The sequence below is a fragment of the Aulosira sp. FACHB-615 genome (assembly GCF_014698045.1).
In the GTDB taxonomy this organism is placed as follows: Bacteria; Cyanobacteriota; Cyanobacteriia; order Cyanobacteriales; family Nostocaceae; genus Nostoc_B.
Window position 1 is genome coordinate 44012 of record NZ_JACJSE010000025.1, and the last position, 18242, is coordinate 62253.

Here is an 18242-nt window from a genome sequence, read left to right on the forward strand (position 1 = left end):
CCCTAAATTACTATCTTTGACTGCAACTAGGGATCAATTTCTACATTTTGTCCCTTGGGGAGTAGCATCAGGATAAAAAGTCACAATTGCTTTGTTTTTTCTGACAAAAACAGTAGGAAAGGTTGTACCTGTTTCTGAGTCACGAACATTATAAATACAAGCCCCTTCTTGATTTCCTTGTAATTTAAATGCTCTAGTGGCATCAATTAACATTTCTTCGGCATTGCTGAGATAACTATAGCCCTTAATTACATCTGTAACGGTTCTGTTATTTTGTTTAATCACTACTCCCAAGGTATAGATAACACCTGGAACAACTTCTTCCCGCCTTTGATTATTGGGTAATCTGCCAGCCATACCTGAGTTTTGGAGTTGCAAATATCTGCCAGCAAAATGTAACCCACCAATATCATTGGCGTTATAGATTTCACCACAAAAAATATGTTCAAATCCTTTATTCTTAAACCAAACATTAGTTAAATCTTCAAGAAATTGGTTTTGACTGCGGCGACCAGAACGGATTTCGCCACCACTAGCTTGTTGAATTTTTCGCAATACATTGGGATAAGATAATAGTAATTGTTTAAACTGATTTGGTTGGACTCTTGTACCAATCGCACCACAAGTTTTCAGAACCGAACCATCAAAAGCATTGAGTATAGGCGGTTTTGGCGAAATATCTAACTGCTGTCCTCTGGGAAATCCAACTGGAACTGGGTTATTAATATCATCAAAAAATGGCAAAAGTGCGGGAGTTGGAGACTGGGACAGGGCAGAATTTTGCACTCCGAATATGCAAGTTATTGCCAGTAAAGTTAATTTACTAATTATCAGGCGTGGTGGTTTCATATATTTAATGATTTGCTAATTCTGATAATTTATTGAGTACAGCTTGAGCATGACCTTTAGCTTTGACATTCGGCCAAGCATAAGCAATGATTTTATCTGGGGAAATGAGGAAAGTTGAGCGCACAATTCCCATATATTCTTTACCCATAAACTTTTTTAATCGCCACGCACCATAAGAATCTGCTAATTGGTGTTCTGGGTCACTCAACAAGGTAATTGACAAGTTATGTTTGTTGATAAACTTACAATGAGATTTAATAGAATCTGGGCTAACGCCGATAATTTTAGCTCCCAATTTGCTAAATTCTGAATTTAATTGGGTAAAGTCTTGGGCTTCTGTGGTGCAACCAGGGGTGTCATCTTTAGGATAAAAATAAAGGACAACCCATTGACCACTAAAATCATCTAAGCTGACTAAATTATCATTTTGGTCTGGTGTAGTAAAAATAGGGGCAGGTTGTCCAGCTTGGGGAATGTTGCTCATGGTATGACTAAAATCTTCACGTTATTGATTATGCCTGTTATGAATTTTTTTGCAATTATATTTAATGTAGATTGACTTATATATTGATTGCAATTTACTTACTTCATAAAAAATGGTTGCTACAGCGATCGCATTACTTGTGCATAATTGAATTGTAATTGCACCAGACATTTCCCTCACGCCAATGCTGAAGCCTGGGGTTTGGCAAAAATCATGCGTCCGGCAAAGGTTTGTAAGGCGCTGCTTCTACTGCTGCTGGTGCTGGTATGGGCGGTGGTGACTTCGATTACTAATACTCTTTAGTCACATATAGCATTTACCAGTCTGCTGAGGTACAAATTTATCTGCATCCATCTGCGTAGCCTGCGGCAAGCCGCCTCCACAAAGGAAGCATCTGTTTTTTGTCAATTTCTATATTTTCAGTTAAATTCTAGCTGCTAACATAGAATTTAATTGCCTTATTTTGAGGGTTTTTCAATATGACTTTGATTAATTATCAATCTAACTTTCAGAAATTAACCGAAATTGTCACAATATTAATTGATAATAATCCTATTTATCAAGAAAACTTAGATAAACGAGAAATGATTGAACTAATTAATCGTACTTTTGACCCAAGCTCTGTTCCAGATATTAATAGTATTTCTGAAGAAGAATTAACAAAACGGGTAAAAAGTATTTTATCTTTACATTTAGTTTCAGGAATGCTCAATGATTTTACTCCAGAGCAAATGCAACTTTTTGATGAAGCTGTAAAACGAGGATAGATGGGTTATTTATTAGATACTAATATTGTTTCAGCATCACTAAAACAAAACATTCAAATAGGATTGAAAATTACAGAAATAAGGCGAAAAGGTGAATTTCTGGGTATTAGTGGCATAACATACTATGAAATTCAAAGAGGGTTGTTAAGTAGCAATACCATTAGAAAATTAGCTTTGTTTCAACAATTTTGCCAAGATTATCCTATTTTATTTTTGGATGATCTTAGAATTTTTCAAAAAGCCGCAGAAATTTATGCTGACTTAAAAGGCAGAGGCACAATTATTCAGGATGCAGATATTTTGATAGCTGCTACCGCTATAGTTAATAATTTAATTTTAGTTTCTCACGATTCTGATTTAAGCAGAGTTAAAGATTTACAATTAGAAAATTGGTTAACTTTTTAAGTTATCATATTATCTTAGTTGAATAGTTTTGATTTTCGCATATTAACAAATGTAGCTAGGCAAAGACATTAGAGTAAATCTAGCTGCGCTAGAGAAAAAGCAAACTGTTTTTAAGTATTATGAGGAATTGCCTAATTGGGTTTAAAAAAATGGAATTGTGCTGTATTATCACTGAGGCTTGATGTTTGAGTTAATGTTAGTTTGAAATTTGTTAACCAAACAACTTACAGAATCTTTGTGTCTGCTCAACAATCAGATATCAATATTATTGACTTTAACTTATTATCGCTAAACCAATTTAGCAAACCTCAAAATTCATTGAGTTTAAGCGATATTACAAATATAGGTAAAACTTGGGATAAACATAGAACTAATGCTGAACTGATTTCTAATTATTACGCTACAGCAGTTGATCATACGTTAAACAATTATGCTTGGCGAATCAAAACTTGTTCTGAGTTTTTAGAGTTTCAACTCTCTTCAGAAGAGGCGGATGGAACTGTCAAACTCAAGTTATTCCAAACAAGATTTTGCAGGGTTCGTCACTGTCCTGTTTGTCAGTGGCGGCGATCGCTCATGTGGAAAGCCAAAGCTTATAAAATATTGCCACAAGTTGTTACAGATTATTCCAAGTATCGTTGGTTGTTTATCACTTTGACAGTAAAGAATTGCCAAATTTTGGAACTCAGAAAAACCTTGGATGAGATGAACAAAGCTTTTAAGCGATTATCTGAATTGAAAGCTTGGCCTGCAAAGGGTTGGATTAAATCGCTAGAAGTAACTAAGGGTAGGGATGGAGTATCTGCACATCCACATTTACATATTTTGGCAATGGTGCAGCCTTCTTATTTTAGTCATGGCTACTTGTCTCAAGCCAAATGGGTGGCATTATGGCAGCAGTGCTTACGAATTGATTACCAGCCAGTCGTTCATATTAGCGCGATCGCAAAACACCATGACCCCAAAATATTAATTCCTGAAATTCTCAAGTATCAGGTGAAGGAATCAGACTTAGTAGCTGATAGAGAATGGTTTTTAGAGTTAACCCGCCAGTTGCACAAAACCAGAGCAGTTGCTGTTGGGGGTGTACTCAGACATTATATGCAGGAGTTAGAGGAAAATAACCAAGACCTCATTAATGGTAGTGAAGAGATGAATGAGGTAAATCAGGAAACTGTGTCTTTTAGATGGAATCGCAAATCACAGAAATTTAAAATAATGAGTGGTAACGGAGAGAGTAATAATCTTATCAAAAGCAAGCAGCAAAAGACTTACGAGAATTTATAACCGTAAATATTGCGGCTGAATTTTGCGGTAGGTTAATGACCAACGTTCAGATACGACTGGTAACAACTCGTGAGGAATACTGGAATCAAAAGAAATAACTTGACCATCATGAAGATCATATTCTTGATCGTCAATGCAAAATGTAGCTTGTCCAATATTGACTAAAACTACTTGTGGTTCAAAAACAGAGTGATCACAATGTCGAAGCATCCGTCCACCAGGACTGTAATGAGATAACAGAGCGCAATCCCAAGCAGGATAAATCAAATTACCTAAACGATGAACTCTATAATCCCAACTACCCTTTTTAATAACTGGAGGATAATTAAGTATTACCTCATACATGAACCACTTATGAGTTCGACCAAAAACAAACCGACTAGAGGGCATAGCCTTCATAGCAAATTGATGTTTACTCCAATAACGAAGGGTATTAAGGTCACGACGAATATATCCAATAGTTGTAAGTAAAGACATCATTTACTCCTAAAAAAATCACAATTCATCAACCCGAAGGGAAAACAAAAATAATCTCGAACCGGAGGCAATAGGATTTCTACCTACTCACTACTTAGTAGGCGTTAGCCTACTTCTATTTAGAAGTGCAACGAAAAATCCCAGACAACCAACGAGTGGATGACTGGGATTACGAGAGTATTAATGACCTTCTCTCGAAGCTGAAAAATAGCTTCGCTATCAATTAAGAGAAGTGTAAAAAATCTTTAGAAAATCATGAGCGCAACTAACACAACCTTAAATTTAGTCTTTAATTTAGTCTTTAATTTATAAAACCAAAAAAAATAATCGGTGCAGGGTTACTACACCGATCGCATTACTTGTGCATGATTTAATTGTGATTGAACCAGACATTTCCCTCACGCCAATGCTGAAGCTTGGGGTTTGGCAAAAATCATGCGTCCGGCGGAGGTTTGTAAGGCGCTGGTGACAACTACCCGCAGTTCACCCCCGACATAACTACTCCCTTCTTCTACGACAACCATTGTGCCGTCATCTAGGTAGCCAATACCTTGACTTGGTTCTTTACCTTCTTTGAGAATTTTGAGGTCGAGGTTATCGCCTGGTAAATAAGTCGGACGGACGGCATTAACTAAATCGTTGACGTTCAACACAGGTACTTTCTGCACGCTGGCTACTTTTGACAAGTTGTAGTCGTTGGTTAGTAGTGTTGCGTTGATTTCTTGGGCAAAGCGGACTAATTTCGCGTCTACGGTGGCAATATCATCGTAGTCGATGGGGTTAATTAAAATACGTTCTGGGTAAGCTTCTTTAATGCGGTTAAGAATTTCTAAACCGCGTCTTCCCCGGACTCGCTTTTGGTCTTTACTGGCATCAGCTACTTGCTGCAATTCTTGTAAGACAAATTGTGGCACGATGATTGGCCCTTCTAAAAACCCTGTTTCTAGTAGTGCTTCAATCCGACCATCAATTATGCAGCTAGTATCTAAAACTTTGGTATTGGCAGGTTTTAATGTACCTTCTGCTACCATTGTCTCCACAGTATTCGGATTAATTAATCGCAGTAATCCGCGTCCGTGGGTATCTGCCAAATTCATACCTGTAACAGCTAAAATAATACTACCAACAACTGCTACTAAGGGTTTAATAAAACTAAAATCTGGCGGTATAGGTAGCAAAAATAACGGAGCCAGCATTAAGTTTGCTAGTAGTAAGCCAATGACTAATCCAATGGCACGGGTTAAGATGGCTTCCAGTGGCATTTCCCGGACTTGCGCCTCTAGGCGACGATAAGTCGTCTGAAAACTCAGTCCAACTGCACCGCCAATAATGGCGGCAAAGACGGCAACTGTGAGGCGTAAAGCTTCTAGATTGGTCACTCGATCTAGCGTGCCATCAGGTAGCAGATCGGTGCTGTAGAAACCTATGCCTGCTGCTGCCAAAATGAATGAGAGAATAATAATGGCATCAAGCATGGTTGTGTTGTTTTCCTGCAATTGTTTTACCCGATGAAATCAAAAACATCTGACTTCATCGCTAAGAGACAACAATGAATATTGACTTAGACTAAGGGCGGAAGCAGGGAATATCTGCAAATATTATAACTAAAGAGCTTTATTTTAATATTTTGCATGGTTTTGTTGTGAAACGATAAAAAAACATAAACAAACTTTTTATTTTGGCAATTTGTAATGCTTTGTTAAGTTAAGTAATTATTGCTGACAATGAATCAAAAATTTGCTGTTTCTAGCATGGTCAGTTCTGCTTATGTACATATTCCTTTTTGCAGACGACGGTGCTTTTATTGCGATTTCCCGGTGTTTGTGGTGGGCGATCGCCAACGGGGTGAAACATCGGGTACAATCTCCCATTACGTAGAGGTGTTATGCCAAGAAATTGCCCATACACCTAGTTTTGGTCAATCTTTGCAGACAATTTTCTTTGGTGGTGGTACTCCTTCACTGCTATCAACTCAGCAGTTGGCACAAATACTAGAAGCTTTAGAAGAACGTTTTGGAATTGCGCCCCAAGTTGAAATTTCAATGGAAGTAGATCCAGGTACATTTGATTTGGCGCATATCTCTGGCTATCGGAGTTTGGGTGTAAATCGGGTGAGTTTGGGTGTACAAGCCTTTCAAGAAGAATTGTTAAAAGTAGCTGGGCGATCGCATTCCGTTAAAGATATCTTTGCAGCTGTTGAACTAATTCACAAAGTCGAGATTCCCGAATTTAGTCTAGATTTAATTTCTGGGTTGCCACATCAGTCTTTAGATCAATGGTCGGATTCTTTAGCAAAAGCCGTGGCGACCAACCCGACGCACATATCTATCTATGATTTAACCATTGAACCAGGCACAGCTTTTAATCGCTATTACAAACCAGGGGATAATCCTCTACCAACAGATGAAACTACTGTCAAAATGTACCAAATGGGACAGCAAGTCTTGACTGGTGCAGGTTACGCCCATTATGAAATTTCTAATTATGCCCGTCCTGGACACCAGTGTCAGCATAATCGCGTTTATTGGGAAAACCGCCCTTATTATGGCTTTGGGATGGGCGCAGCTAGTTACACTAACAAAAAACGCTTCACGCGCCCCCGGAAAACTCAGGAATATTATCAATGGGTACAAGCAGGCTGCAAAATTGACTGTGAAATCACTCCAGCAGTCGAGGTATTGTTAGAAACTTTAATGTTGGGGTTGCGCTTGGCTGAAGGTGTGAGTCTTTCCTGCTTACAAGCAGAGTTTGGTAAAGAGAAAATAGGGGAAATTTATCAATGTTTGCAACCTTACATTGAGAAAGATTGGGTAAAAGTTACAGAAGGAAGGTTGCAATTGACTGACCCAGAAGGATTTTTATTTTCTAATGTAATTTTGGCTGATTTATTTAATCAGTTGGGTTAATTGTTTTTGTTAAGGTAAGGGATTAGGGAATAGAGGCTAGTTAGGTGATATCTGGAAAGATAATAGCTAATAGTAGAAAATTTCTACTCTCTACTCCCTCATCTCCACTTCCTATCCTTCTAAGTAAGTGTCTTTATAAAATTGCAGACGACCTACGCCGAGAAATTGACCAACGGTTTCTTGTCCAGATGGGAATGCTTTTACGCCAAATAAGTAGACACCATCATTAAAAGGATTACGGTAAGTCCGCAAACCGATTGTTACTGTTTGGTCTGGTGGTACAGGGTTAGCAAAGGTGACGGTGAAATTTTGTTTGTCGTTGCTAACCACCGATTTGAGGGCTAACTTTTCGCCACGGCGATCGCTTGTACCCACAAAAGCAAATGTATCATTGGAATTAAACTCAATCTCTTCTGCGCCTGATATTTGAGTAAAAGTCACCTGTTGCAGAGATTCCCCGGCGGCGGCTGGTACTTTGACGGTAAAGTAGTATGTCGTATCCGACACACTCGTTTCATTGTATGGCGTACTAGCACTAACTAGAGTTGGTGGTTGAGCAAAAGCGATCGCACCACTACCCAAAGTAACTGCATTCGCTGCAAACTGAGGTAAGGAACAGATGCCTACACCAACAAACAGCGTGCTTAAAAGGCTGCTGATGTACTTCATAATTTTATTTTTTGTCTAACTCGTTAACTCATGAAATGGGTTGTCTTACCCATACCTAACCCTCAGCAACTGTCTATAAATTTGCTGAGTGATTTCTGTCTGTTTTCAATGTTTTTTCAGTATAGCAATTATTTTTTTATGTTAGTAATAGCTAAAAATGAGTAGTAATTATTCTAGATTTTCACGGGTTGTATGTCTCATAAGACGATGGTTTTAGGGGTATTCAAATATGTATAATTTAAGGAAATACCTCTCCATTTGGGGTGTTTTACCTCAGTAAAATTACTTCAATTAACTACTATTGAATTGAGTTCATATACTATAATTTTTCTTTCCAAAAAACTAAAAAAAATCAAGGGAATACTAAATTTGTGAACCAAGAGATCCCCGACTTCTTCAAGAAGTCGGGGATCTGAGACTTAATACCAGGACTTACACAGCGATACGCAAAATCTGGGTTTGAAAGGATGGTAAAGGGGTATAGGTAATTAAAACCCTTGCACCCCATACCCTTTCACCCCTACACCCATTCTCCACAAACAACCTGCGTGCATAATCTTTCAGCCTTCTGCATGATTACCCTATCTGCCACAGTCAACTTTCTCAATACAATCAGACTGCGACGATACCCAGAAGGTCTTAAAATATTGTTAATTTCTGCTAAACCCCTCGACCTTAAATTTACAAGTATCACCCCGAAATTACTATGGCTATTGGCTACGTCGCGCTTGTACTTCACGCACACCTGCCCTTCGTTCGTCACCCAGAAAGTGACTATGTGCTGGAGGAAGAATGGCTTTATGAAGCCATTACCGAAACATATATTCCTTTACTAAAAGTCTTTGAAGGCTTAAAGCGAGACGGCATCGACTTTAAAATCACTATGAGTATGACACCGCCTTTGGTGTCGATGCTACGTGATCCCCTATTGCAAGAACGCTATGATGCTCACTTAGCCAAATTAGAGGAACTTACAGAACTAGAAATTGAGCATAACGTTAACAATGGGCATATTCGTTATCTCGCGGAACACTACGCCACTGAGTTTAACGAAGCGCGGGAAATGTGGGAACGCTACAACGGTGATTTGGTAACTGCTTTTAAGCAATTCCAAGATAGCAATAACTTAGAAATTATCACTTGTGGCGCTACTCACGGCTACTTGCCATTGATGAAAATGTATCCCCAAGCCGTGTGGGCGCAAATTCAAGTAGCTTGTGAACACTACGAACAAACCTTTGGTCGTCCCCCTAGAGGTATTTGGTTGCCAGAATGCGCTTATTATGAAGGACTGGAGAGAATGCTGGCTGATGCTGGCTTGCGTTACTTCCTCACCGATGGTCATGGTATTCTTTACGCTCGTCCCCGTCCGCGTTTTGGTAGCTACGCGCCGATTTTTACCGAAACAGGGGTAGCAGCGTTTGGTAGAGACCATGAATCTTCACAACAGGTATGGTCTTCTGAGGTGGGCTATCCTGGTGCAGCCGAATATCGAGAATTTTACAAAGATTTGGGCTGGGAGGCAGAATATGAGTATATCAAACCCTATATCATGCCCAATGGTCAGCGCAAAAATACGGGGATTAAATACCATAAAATTACCGGACGCGGTTTAGGTTTATCTGATAAGGCACTATATGATCCATACTGGGCAAGGGAAAAAGCTGCCGAACATGCTGCTAACTTTATGTATAACCGCGAACGGCAAGCTGAACATCTTTATGGGATTATGCAGCGTCCGCCGATTATTGTTTCGCCCTACGATGCTGAGTTGTTCGGACATTGGTGGTATGAAGGCCCTTGGTTTATTGACTATCTATTCCGTAAGTCATGGTATGACCAAGGTACATATCAAATGACTCACTTGGCAGATTATCTCCGAGCCGAACCCAGCCAGCAAGTTTGCCGTCCTTCTCAGTCGAGTTGGGGTTACAAAGGTTTCCACGAATATTGGTTAAATGAAACAAATGCTTGGATTTATCCCCATCTGCACAAAGCCGCAGAACGGATGATTGAAATCTCGAAGTTGGAACCTGCTGATGAATTGCAATGGCGGGCGCTAAACCAAGCAGCAAGAGAACTGTTATTAGCACAATCTTCTGACTGGGCATTTATTATGCGGACAGGAACAATGGTTCCTTATGCAGTCCGCCGGACGCGATCGCACCTGATGCGTTTTAATAAACTTTATGAAGATGTCAAAATCGGTAAAGTTGACAGTGGTTGGCTAGAAAAAATCGAAGTCATGGATAATATCTTCCCCGAAATCAACTATCGCGTTTATCGTCCTTTATAAAGAGTGCTGAGTTGAAAGTGCTGAGTGCTGAGTTAAAAGATATGACATTTACCAAGTGGGAAAATGTTGAGTAATCTTTTACTGATTCAGTACTCAGTACTATAGTGGTTTGTTATCTTTCACCTACCAGAAATTCAAAAAATCATTTGCGGATGAATCAGTTTGTACCCCGCATCTTTGATTTTTTGATTCGATACATTGGCATTATATGGGCGGTTACTCGGTTTTGAACTATCCCATTGCACTGTCGGTAAATTGTGCTTTGCAAATAAAGTATCTAGTAATTCTTGGCTGGTTAAATGTGCGTCATCAACCAAATTATAAATACCATTTAAGTGGTGTTGACGGGCAAATTCAATGGCGCTGACAATATCATCTAAATGAATCCAATTCGTGACATCTTTGCCATTTCCGGGGCGAGTTGTACCAGATGCACGACTAAATATTTTAATCAGTTCTCGATTATTGCCATAAATTCCACCCAGGCGCAAAATACAAACGCGCAATTTCTCACTGGCGGCTGAGAGTAATACTTTTTCTGTTTCTCGCAGAATTACACCTGAAGCATGGGTTGGTTCGACTGGGGTATCTTCATCGACTGTAGCACCATTGCGATCGCCATAAACAGAATAACTGCCTGTGTAGATAATTTGGCGAATATTCGGTAACTGCGGCAAAATTTCCACTAAAGTTCTCGCAGTTTCTAGATAAGTTTCTTCATATAAATTTGCGCCTTTTGCCCCCACACTCAACAAAACTACATCTTGATTTTGCAAAACTGATTGCATTGTGGCTGCGTCGTTTCCTTTAGCAATGACAACTTTTTGCGCTACAGTTTGAAGTTCTGGGATGCGTTCGGGTGTAGTTGTGGTGGCGGTAACAATAAAAGTCATCTTTTGCTGCCAATATTTAGCCACTGCACAACCTACATAACCACAACCAATGATAGCAACATTCATAGATAAATTTTATTTTTTGATAGTATGTTAATTTAAAGCGATACTCTTAATTACAATACCAAATAAGTAAACTAAAAATAAGCTGAAAAAAGGTTACAAGCCATTGAACAGGAAGAAATTACACCTATTCCTGGTGAACAGGTATTGCGATAACTACGTTCTAGTCATTAACTGTTAGAGCTAAGTCGCTCTCTTCTAAAGAGATATCATCATCAGTTGAATGTCTGATTGGTAATACGATCGCAAATGTAGTGCCTTCACCAAACTCAGATTCACAAATTAGTTGACCTTTGTGTTTTTCGACAATAATTTGATAGCTAATTGACAAACCTAAACCTGTTCCCACTCCAATAGGTTTAGTAGTAAAAAATGTTTCAAATATTTTTTGTTGATATTCTGGAGAAATACCAGAACCATTATCAGTAATTTTGATTTCTATCAAATCCGCATTGAGTTGTTGCGTAGAAATAACAATTTCTTGATATTCCTCTTCATTATGGGACTCTTCTAAAGCATCAATAGCATTAGATAAAATATTCATAAATACTTGATATAATGCGCCGCCATAGCCTTGTATATTGGGAATTTCGCCATATTTTTTCACTACATTAATTCTTTTTTTCAGACGATTATTTAAAATCAATAATGTACTTTCTATACAAGAGTGAATATCTACAGCATGAAATTCATTTTCATCTAACCGTGAGAAGTTCTTCAAGCTTAAAACAATTTCTTTAGCTCGGTTAGCTCCCACTTGCATAGATTGTAATAACTTTGGCAAGTCTTGTTTGACAAAATCTAAGTCAATTTCTTCAGCCAACTCATCAAGTTCATCATCTTGAATTTTGGCTTGGTAGGCTTCTAGCAGCATTAACAAATTTTGAAAGTAAGCATTAGTATGCTGAAGATTCCCATAAATAAAGTTGACGGGGTTATTGATTTCGTGGGCGACTCCCGCTAACATCTGTCCAAGGCTCGACATTTTCTCATTTTGAATTAATTGTCGAGATGCTTCAGATTTCTGTTCTGCTAAAAGTTGATTAACTCGTTGAATGAGTTGATTAAGTGAGTTGGCTAACATCCCCACTTCGTCGGCTGTGGTGACTGGTGCTTGTAAATTGAAGTTAGATTCCTGAGTTACCTTCAGCGCAATATCGTGAACGGCTTTGAGTGGACGTGCGATCGCTCGGCTGGTGTAGTGGGCTAGTATAATAGCGATCGCCACCGATGACAGCATACTAATAATAATAATTCTGTCTCGGACTTTTTCTGTAGCTAGTACCGCCACTTCTTTGCGTTGAAAAGTCCCCTCAGAAGTTTCGAGCAATTCTTCCAAAGCATCTGTAGTATCGTGTAATCTAAAATATATCTCACTCTGGGAAAATATTAATAGTTTTTCTTTTATATTGGCTATATTTTCAGCCTGTAAATTAGATGGATAATTTTGATTTAAGATAGCTATTATTTGTTGACTATATACTGTGGGAATATTTTGATAATTTTGTAAGAAGTTTGATATTTTTTTATTAGGATGTTGATTAACGTAATTTGTTAGTTCTGCCCACAGTTTTTGAAGTTCGGCAGAGTGCTGGATAAGATGAATGCGTTCGTCTTGCCAATGTTTTAAATCTGTAAAAACTACGATTTTACCTTGATGAGCTTGTAATTCTAATAAAACAGAGTTAAGACTACGAATTAACTGAATTTCTTGCCACTTTTCTTGTTTTTCGATGATTGCTTGTTGCTGATAGTAATCACCTAGCATAAATCCTGCGACTGTTCCAACAACAGCCGCACCTAGAGCTACAGTATAACCCCAAGCAATTTTTTGACTGATACTCAGGTTGTTAACTAAGCCAACAATCCAACTGGGATGATTTGACGATTGAGTTACAGACTCTTTTGTAGAGGAAGTTATAGTCTGATTATCTTTCACAGAAGTATTTTTAGCATTGGTAGAGCGCATATATATTTGTTATCCCCACACAAATGGCTTTAGCCTAACTTAAATCTTTAGTGTCAGCCATACTCAGCTAATTAATGTCAGCCGGAAAAATGCAGGAGATGTAACAAAAGTATTGATTGCTACATTTTCTGTGATAAATCTCAATTTGTAATTCGTTAAAATACGTAATTTTTATCTACAAATTTCAATTTGATGGTGTCGGTTAGCATAAGTTGAGAGATTTCCATTTTAGAGATTTATCCCAAGTTGCAATCAAAGATAGTAATTTGGGCTGGGAGTAGGGAGTAGGGAGTAGAAATACTATTTCTGAAATCCTTGAGAAGACGATGGTCGAGCGCAGCGATGCACTGAGCCTGTCAAAGTGTCGAAACCCGGTAAACTTAAGTTAGGTTTAATTTAGTCCTTCTACTTAGTAACATATCCCTACTCTATTCTCTTACTTTTTTGGCTGTGTTGCTTCTATACATGAAGTGTTGAGAAGAACTAAATTATCTGCTGCAAAAACTGTACAAGAATTGATCAATGTTGCTAAGATAGGCTGAGTTTTATTTAACTTGGCGATCGCCTGTTCTGCTGCTGGCTGATATTGTTGTAACCAAGAATTTTTAGCTATATATTCTGGGACAAACGCTGAACGCTCTAATAGCCAAAAACTTATGTGATATTTTTGAATAAAGTTGTTAATTTGGTTAATATCTTCACTATATTGGGCAGCAATTAAATCAAGCATCCGCCTGTGAAACTGAACGTAATATTTGGTATGTATTGGTAAAGCATATTCTTTGCCTACTAAAATTTTTCTTTGAGCAAAGATAGGTATATTATCTGCTTCTTCAGATGTAGAGGCTATGACAATATTTTGTGGTTGCTTTTGCAAGAAATTATATAATTCTGGAACTTTAGCTTCTACATAAGGGGTTTTAGGAAAAACTTTCAAGCTACTAGGGTAAGAAATCAGCCCTATAAACAAAATTGCTATGGTACTCAAAATTAAATTCTTTTCGCCTCTTTGTCTCAACCATTGCCATACAGCATCTAAAATTAAGGTGATAAAAATTGCGGCGGCTAAAGCAAATACCATCTTAAAAGTATGATGGGTATAGCGGCTAGGCCAGTGCAGTTTAAAAGCAATTAAATGAGCAGTAAAAAACATGATTAAACTAGCTATTACTACCCTTGGTAAGATTTTGATTTTTGTTTGGATTTGCTGAGACAGGGGAAAGTGAGACTTGAATTTGAGGATGATTGGTAATAATAAGCCGAGTAACAATTGTGGAGGTGCAATTAAAGCGAAAAAACCGCTATCTCGACCGTCAAACCAGTAACTAATAATATTATGACTAAAAAAGCTGACTCTGCCTCCATCCCAGTAGTCTGGCATGGTTCTGGCAACAGCAGCAGTAATTACTGGGGCAAACTTTGATGATTGAATAGTATAAGGTAAAATTGTGATGCCGACAACTAGAGTAGCTGCTAAAAATAATATAAAAGATTGGCGGTTACGAGAGACAATTATCTGCTTGTTTCGCCAGTCAAATAAGGTTAAAAATACAATTAATAAATCGATAAAAGCTATGATAGGGTAAATTAAAGCTTGCAGGGCGATCGCAATTAATATACCCAACTTAGAAAATCTGATTAAATAATATAAAAACGCCAAAAACAAAGGATAAATAAAATCTCTGGGAGTTCCAGAAAATAAGTCATCATGTAAGCAGAGACTTTGATTTAATAATAATGATGCAATAAATCCCGTCATTGGTATGGGAAATATTTGCAGACAAACGAGAAAGCAGTAACTAGTTGTAATTATTCCTAGAACTATCGGGAAAATTTTGCTAAAAAAAACTGGATCGATATTTAAAGCGACAACTATTTTATAAAGCAGCCCATATCCAATTGGGGTGATTGATTGAAAATAATCAGCAATCAAATCCTCAGAAAATAAATCTGAGTTAAAGTAACGATATATCCAAGAAATATATTCTCGTGCATCGTCGCTGACTATATATTTACTGCTGAAAGCTTGTCGCACTCCGAGCAGAATATAAATAATAGCAAAAGCTAGACTTAAGCTATACCAAAAAATGACAATCCATCGGGATTGATTTTGATTACTGTTTTGGCTAATGGGTGTTGTGAAAATATTTTGTAATTGTGTAATTAGCACGGAGCAGAACTAGTTAACTATGAGTGTGACCATCGGGCATAATCGCCCCTGCTAAATTAGCACCAATCAACTTCACTAACAAGCGATCGCCAGAACGAATTTTTGCCCCAGTCAAGTCAGCCCCCCGCAAATCAGCACCACTCAAGTCTGCGCCAATTAAGTTAGCGTTACGTAAATTGGCTTCTCTGAGATCGGCTAGAAGTAGGTTTGCTCTAAATAAATTGGCTTCTGATAAATTTGCCCCCCGCAAAATTACTTTGTGCATAAAAGTATCGCTGAGGTCTGCACCCGTTAAATTGGCATAACTTAAGTTTCTTCCAGATAAATCTTTGTTACTTAAATTAGCCCGACTGAAATCTTTACCACTCAAATCTGGATTTTGGTTTGCTGTGTGATTGGGAGTTGGTGACGGTCTTTTTGGCTGGGGCGACTGATAGTGTGACGCATTATCATACTTACCATTCGGTTGAGGCGACTGATATGGTGATGCAGCATAATGCTTCCCATTTGGTTGGGGTGATGGATGGTGTGTAGCAGTATGATGCTTACCATTGGTCGAATGACCGTTAAAAGAACGCAATTTATCCCGCGCTTCATTAATGGCTTTGAGCTTTTCTTGAGCTTTTTGTTGCAAGCGGATATTATCTTTGGGAAGGCGGTCAGGATGCCAGACAAAGACTAAATCTTTATAAGCCTGGTTAACTTCGTCAAGTGTTGCACCAGGCTCTAATTCTAATATTCGATAATACCGCTCCAACTCGTTCATAGGATGTTGTTGATAGTCGATTGTCAGACAATTTTAGATTTGAGAATTTAGACTGGTGATTAACCCCACGGATATATTGAGAAAGGATGATGTTGGATTTGCGAATGATTTTACAGATAAATCTGGGGTTTGTACCATCCAGTAATTATGAGTCAGTAGTTATTGTCCCTTTTTATCTGTATCACCGTCATCTTCCTATTTCTCCATTTCGCCACCGATTTATAGCTCTGAAATATGCCGCAACAGGAATTTGATAAACCTCAACAATAATCCACAAAATGATTGATAAATGTGACAAAAAAGTTAATATAGTCCAGATGTATGGTATCCAAGTTAGGGGAGAATCCAGCGATGGGGGAAAATAAAAAGCCACAATGCCAATTAAAGTTGTAGGGAAAAATACAAAAGCGATCGCAGCAAATCCGTAACCCCAACCCAACTCCACACCTTCTAACTGCGCTTCTGTCCAGCTAAAGCCATTCCATCGCCAAACCAAAGGCGGTTGCCGCGAAGGCATTTTGATTTGTTGTTGCTCTATATTCACAGTAAAAATCTCTTGACAAAAATCACAAGCCATAGTCTCCATTAACGGCATTTGTGATATTTTACCGACTCGACAAACTGGACAAGGGTAAGCTTCATGGGTGTCAAAAGATTTGCTGAAGATTTTGGAACTGGGCATAATCAAACTGAGTTTTTCGCAAAAGTATATATGTTGGTGCTAGTTGAATAACCAAGCTGTTTAGGGTTGGCGAGAACGGCTTCGCCTCATTTGAATGTCCTAAAAGCCCTTGTTTCAGTTACCAACTAGCCACAAGCCTCCATTCCCAGAGTTGTAATGAGTCTATCGCTTTTTGATGTCCTGTGGTGCTTGACGTGAGCGATCGCTTTTGTTATCTTGAAGCTCAAGGAAGCTTTATATTCAATTTTGTATCTCATGCCAGCGTATATGTTCAGCAGCAATTACTACTTTTATTTTTGGCGTAAGGCGGTTCACCGGGAGTGAGTCATGTTTCCGATTGGAAACCGCCCGATGAACCGCAGAACTGACTTCTGCGGTTTTTTTGTTTTTAGGAGTATCTGTACAGACAGCACAAATGAAAAAACCAACTGTCACCTGTCACCTATCTTTCTCGAAGTATTGAACATGACGACTAATTTCACAAACTGGTTTTACAGCTTTTACTTTTGGCCTAGAGCAAACTCCGGGTAAATAGCGTCATGCCAATGAGCCAGAACGCGCCCGGAACACTCAGTTTCCGGGCTTTTTTAATTTCAGACTTCAGACTTCATAATTTTCGGAGAATCAAACCATGATTAACGCCAAACTAGCCTCCCAATCTCATCCCAACCACCAAACAATTGTGAAACTTTCCGAGACAGTCGCCTTCGGTGGTGAAGAATTAGTGATTATTGGCGGCCCTTGTACAGTGGAAAGCTTAGAACAAATGGAAACAGTTGCTCAAAAGCTATCATCTGCACCCGTACAAGCCTTACGGGGTGGTGTTTACAAACCCCGCACCTCGCCTTATGCTTTCCAAGGTATGGCTGAAGCAGGATTAGAAGTTTTAGCGAGAGTGCGATCGCTCTACAATATGCCAGTAGTTACAGAAGTTATGGCAATTTCGCAAATTGAAACTGTCGCCGCATCTGCTGATATGCTGCAAATTGGTAGCCGCAACATGCAAAACTTCGACTTACTCAAAGCCTTGGGACAAGTTGACAAACCAATCTTGCTCAAGCGTGGTTTAGCCGCCACCATAGAAGAATTCGTTATGGCTGCTGAATATATCCTCAGTCATGGAAACCCAAATGTCGTGCTGTGTGAACGTGGTATTCGCAGTTTCGACAATTACACCCGCAACGTCTTAGATTTAGGCGCAGTCGCCGCCCTCAAACAAATCACTCACTTACCGGTGATTGTAGATCCTTCCCACGCCGTCGGTAAACGCGAACTAGTCGCACCTGTCGCCAAAGCGGCTGTAGCTTGTGGCGCAGATGGGTTAATTATTGAGTGTCACCCAGAACCAGAAAAATCCGTTTCCGATGCCCGTCAAGCACTGTCTTTAGAAGACATGGTGAACTTAGTTGATGTTTTAAAGCCCGTAGCAGCAGCCGTTGGGCGCAGAATATCAGAAAACACAGGGGTGGGTTTAAAACCTACCCCTATTTGTTACGCGGCTTAGGATTTTCAACGAACCACAGAGATACAGAGAGAAGTTGCGTGCGCGGGTTCCCCGC

16 protein-coding genes are annotated in these 18242 nt (G+C 38.9%); 6 read left to right on the forward strand and 10 right to left on the reverse strand.

What is annotated here, in order from left to right; all coding sequences use genetic code 11:
* Positions 1 to 33: 33 nt before the first annotated feature.
* Together H6G77_RS27135 and bcp are read right to left on the reverse strand one after the other, a co-directional pair.
* On the reverse strand, positions 34 to 849 hold the full coding sequence (locus tag H6G77_RS27135; RefSeq protein WP_190673972.1) for an EndoU domain-containing protein: 816 nt from the start codon (positions 847 to 849) through the stop codon (positions 34 to 36).
* A gap of 4 nt (positions 850 to 853) precedes the next feature.
* Positions 854 to 1333: a thioredoxin-dependent thiol peroxidase gene (gene bcp, locus H6G77_RS27140; RefSeq protein WP_190592683.1), complete on the reverse strand. Its 480-nt coding sequence runs from the start codon at positions 1331 to 1333 to the stop codon at positions 854 to 856.
* Between the two features lie 479 nt (positions 1334 to 1812).
* Between bcp and H6G77_RS27145 the strand changes: the two genes are divergently transcribed.
* From H6G77_RS27145 to H6G77_RS27155, 3 genes are all read left to right on the forward strand, one after another.
* Positions 1813 to 2100 (forward strand): hypothetical protein, encoded by a 288-nt coding sequence (locus tag H6G77_RS27145; protein ID WP_190592684.1) that lies wholly within the window; start codon positions 1813 to 1815, stop codon positions 2098 to 2100.
* Positions 2101 to 2505 (forward strand): type II toxin-antitoxin system VapC family toxin, encoded by a 405-nt coding sequence (locus H6G77_RS27150; RefSeq protein WP_190592685.1) that lies wholly within the window; start codon positions 2101 to 2103, stop codon positions 2503 to 2505.
* 237 nt (positions 2506 to 2742) lie between these two features.
* Entirely contained in the window at positions 2743 to 3792 is a 1050-nt protein-coding gene (locus H6G77_RS27155) for a protein rep (RefSeq protein ID WP_313954527.1), read from the forward strand.
* Here the strand turns inward: H6G77_RS27155 and H6G77_RS27160 are convergent.
* Both H6G77_RS27160 and H6G77_RS27165 read right to left on the reverse strand, forming a co-directional pair.
* On the reverse strand, positions 3787 to 4269 hold the full coding sequence (locus tag H6G77_RS27160) for a cupin domain-containing protein (RefSeq protein ID WP_190873213.1): 483 nt from the start codon (positions 4267 to 4269) through the stop codon (positions 3787 to 3789). The two genes, H6G77_RS27155 and H6G77_RS27160, sit on opposite strands and share 6 nt — an antisense overlap.
* 398 nt (positions 4270 to 4667) lie before the next feature.
* Positions 4668 to 5744, reverse strand: a complete 1077-nt coding sequence (locus tag H6G77_RS27165) for a PIN/TRAM domain-containing protein (protein WP_190592687.1) — start codon at positions 5742 to 5744, stop codon at positions 4668 to 4670.
* A gap of 249 nt (positions 5745 to 5993) precedes the next feature.
* On the opposite strand from H6G77_RS27165, the gene hemW reads away from it, so the two are divergent.
* Entirely contained in the window at positions 5994 to 7175 is a 1182-nt protein-coding gene (gene hemW, locus H6G77_RS27170) for a radical SAM family heme chaperone HemW (RefSeq protein WP_190873214.1), read from the forward strand.
* Positions 7176 to 7286: 111 nt separating this feature from the next.
* Here hemW and H6G77_RS27175 read toward each other — a convergent pair whose 3' ends face one another.
* Positions 7287 to 7844: a DUF2808 domain-containing protein gene (locus tag H6G77_RS27175; RefSeq protein WP_190873215.1), complete on the reverse strand. Its 558-nt coding sequence runs from the start codon at positions 7842 to 7844 to the stop codon at positions 7287 to 7289.
* A gap of 706 nt (positions 7845 to 8550) precedes the next feature.
* Between H6G77_RS27175 and H6G77_RS27180 the strand changes: the two genes are divergently transcribed.
* Positions 8551 to 10140, forward strand: a complete 1590-nt coding sequence (locus H6G77_RS27180; protein ID WP_190592690.1) for a glycoside hydrolase family 57 protein — start codon at positions 8551 to 8553, stop codon at positions 10138 to 10140.
* A gap of 134 nt (positions 10141 to 10274) precedes the next feature.
* On the opposite strand, the gene H6G77_RS27185 is transcribed toward H6G77_RS27180, so the two are convergent.
* The 5 genes from H6G77_RS27185 to H6G77_RS27205 form a co-directional block, all read right to left on the reverse strand.
* Positions 10275 to 11099, reverse strand: coding sequence for an SDR family oxidoreductase (locus H6G77_RS27185; RefSeq protein WP_190873216.1), 825 nt, complete (start codon positions 11097 to 11099; stop codon positions 10275 to 10277).
* 160 nt (positions 11100 to 11259) lie between these two features.
* Positions 11260 to 13065: a sensor histidine kinase gene (locus H6G77_RS27190; protein WP_190592692.1), complete on the reverse strand. Its 1806-nt coding sequence runs from the start codon at positions 13063 to 13065 to the stop codon at positions 11260 to 11262.
* 436 nt (positions 13066 to 13501) lie between these two features.
* Positions 13502 to 15235 carry a hypothetical protein gene (locus tag H6G77_RS27195; RefSeq protein ID WP_190873217.1) on the reverse strand — a complete coding sequence of 578 codons (1734 nt, stop codon included), beginning with the start codon at positions 15233 to 15235 and terminating at the stop codon, positions 13502 to 13504.
* Positions 15236 to 15248: 13 nt separating this feature from the next.
* Entirely contained in the window at positions 15249 to 16001 is a 753-nt protein-coding gene (locus tag H6G77_RS27200; RefSeq protein WP_190873218.1) for a pentapeptide repeat-containing protein, read from the reverse strand.
* A gap of 187 nt (positions 16002 to 16188) precedes the next feature.
* Positions 16189 to 16683, reverse strand: a complete 495-nt coding sequence (locus H6G77_RS27205; protein ID WP_190592695.1) for a hypothetical protein — start codon at positions 16681 to 16683, stop codon at positions 16189 to 16191.
* A 631-nt stretch (positions 16684 to 17314) separates the two neighbouring features.
* Between H6G77_RS27205 and aroF the strand changes: the two genes are divergently transcribed.
* Positions 17315 to 18187, forward strand: a complete 873-nt coding sequence (gene aroF, locus H6G77_RS27210; RefSeq protein ID WP_190873219.1) for a 3-deoxy-7-phosphoheptulonate synthase — start codon at positions 17315 to 17317, stop codon at positions 18185 to 18187.
* Positions 18188 to 18242: the final 55 nt, after the last annotated feature.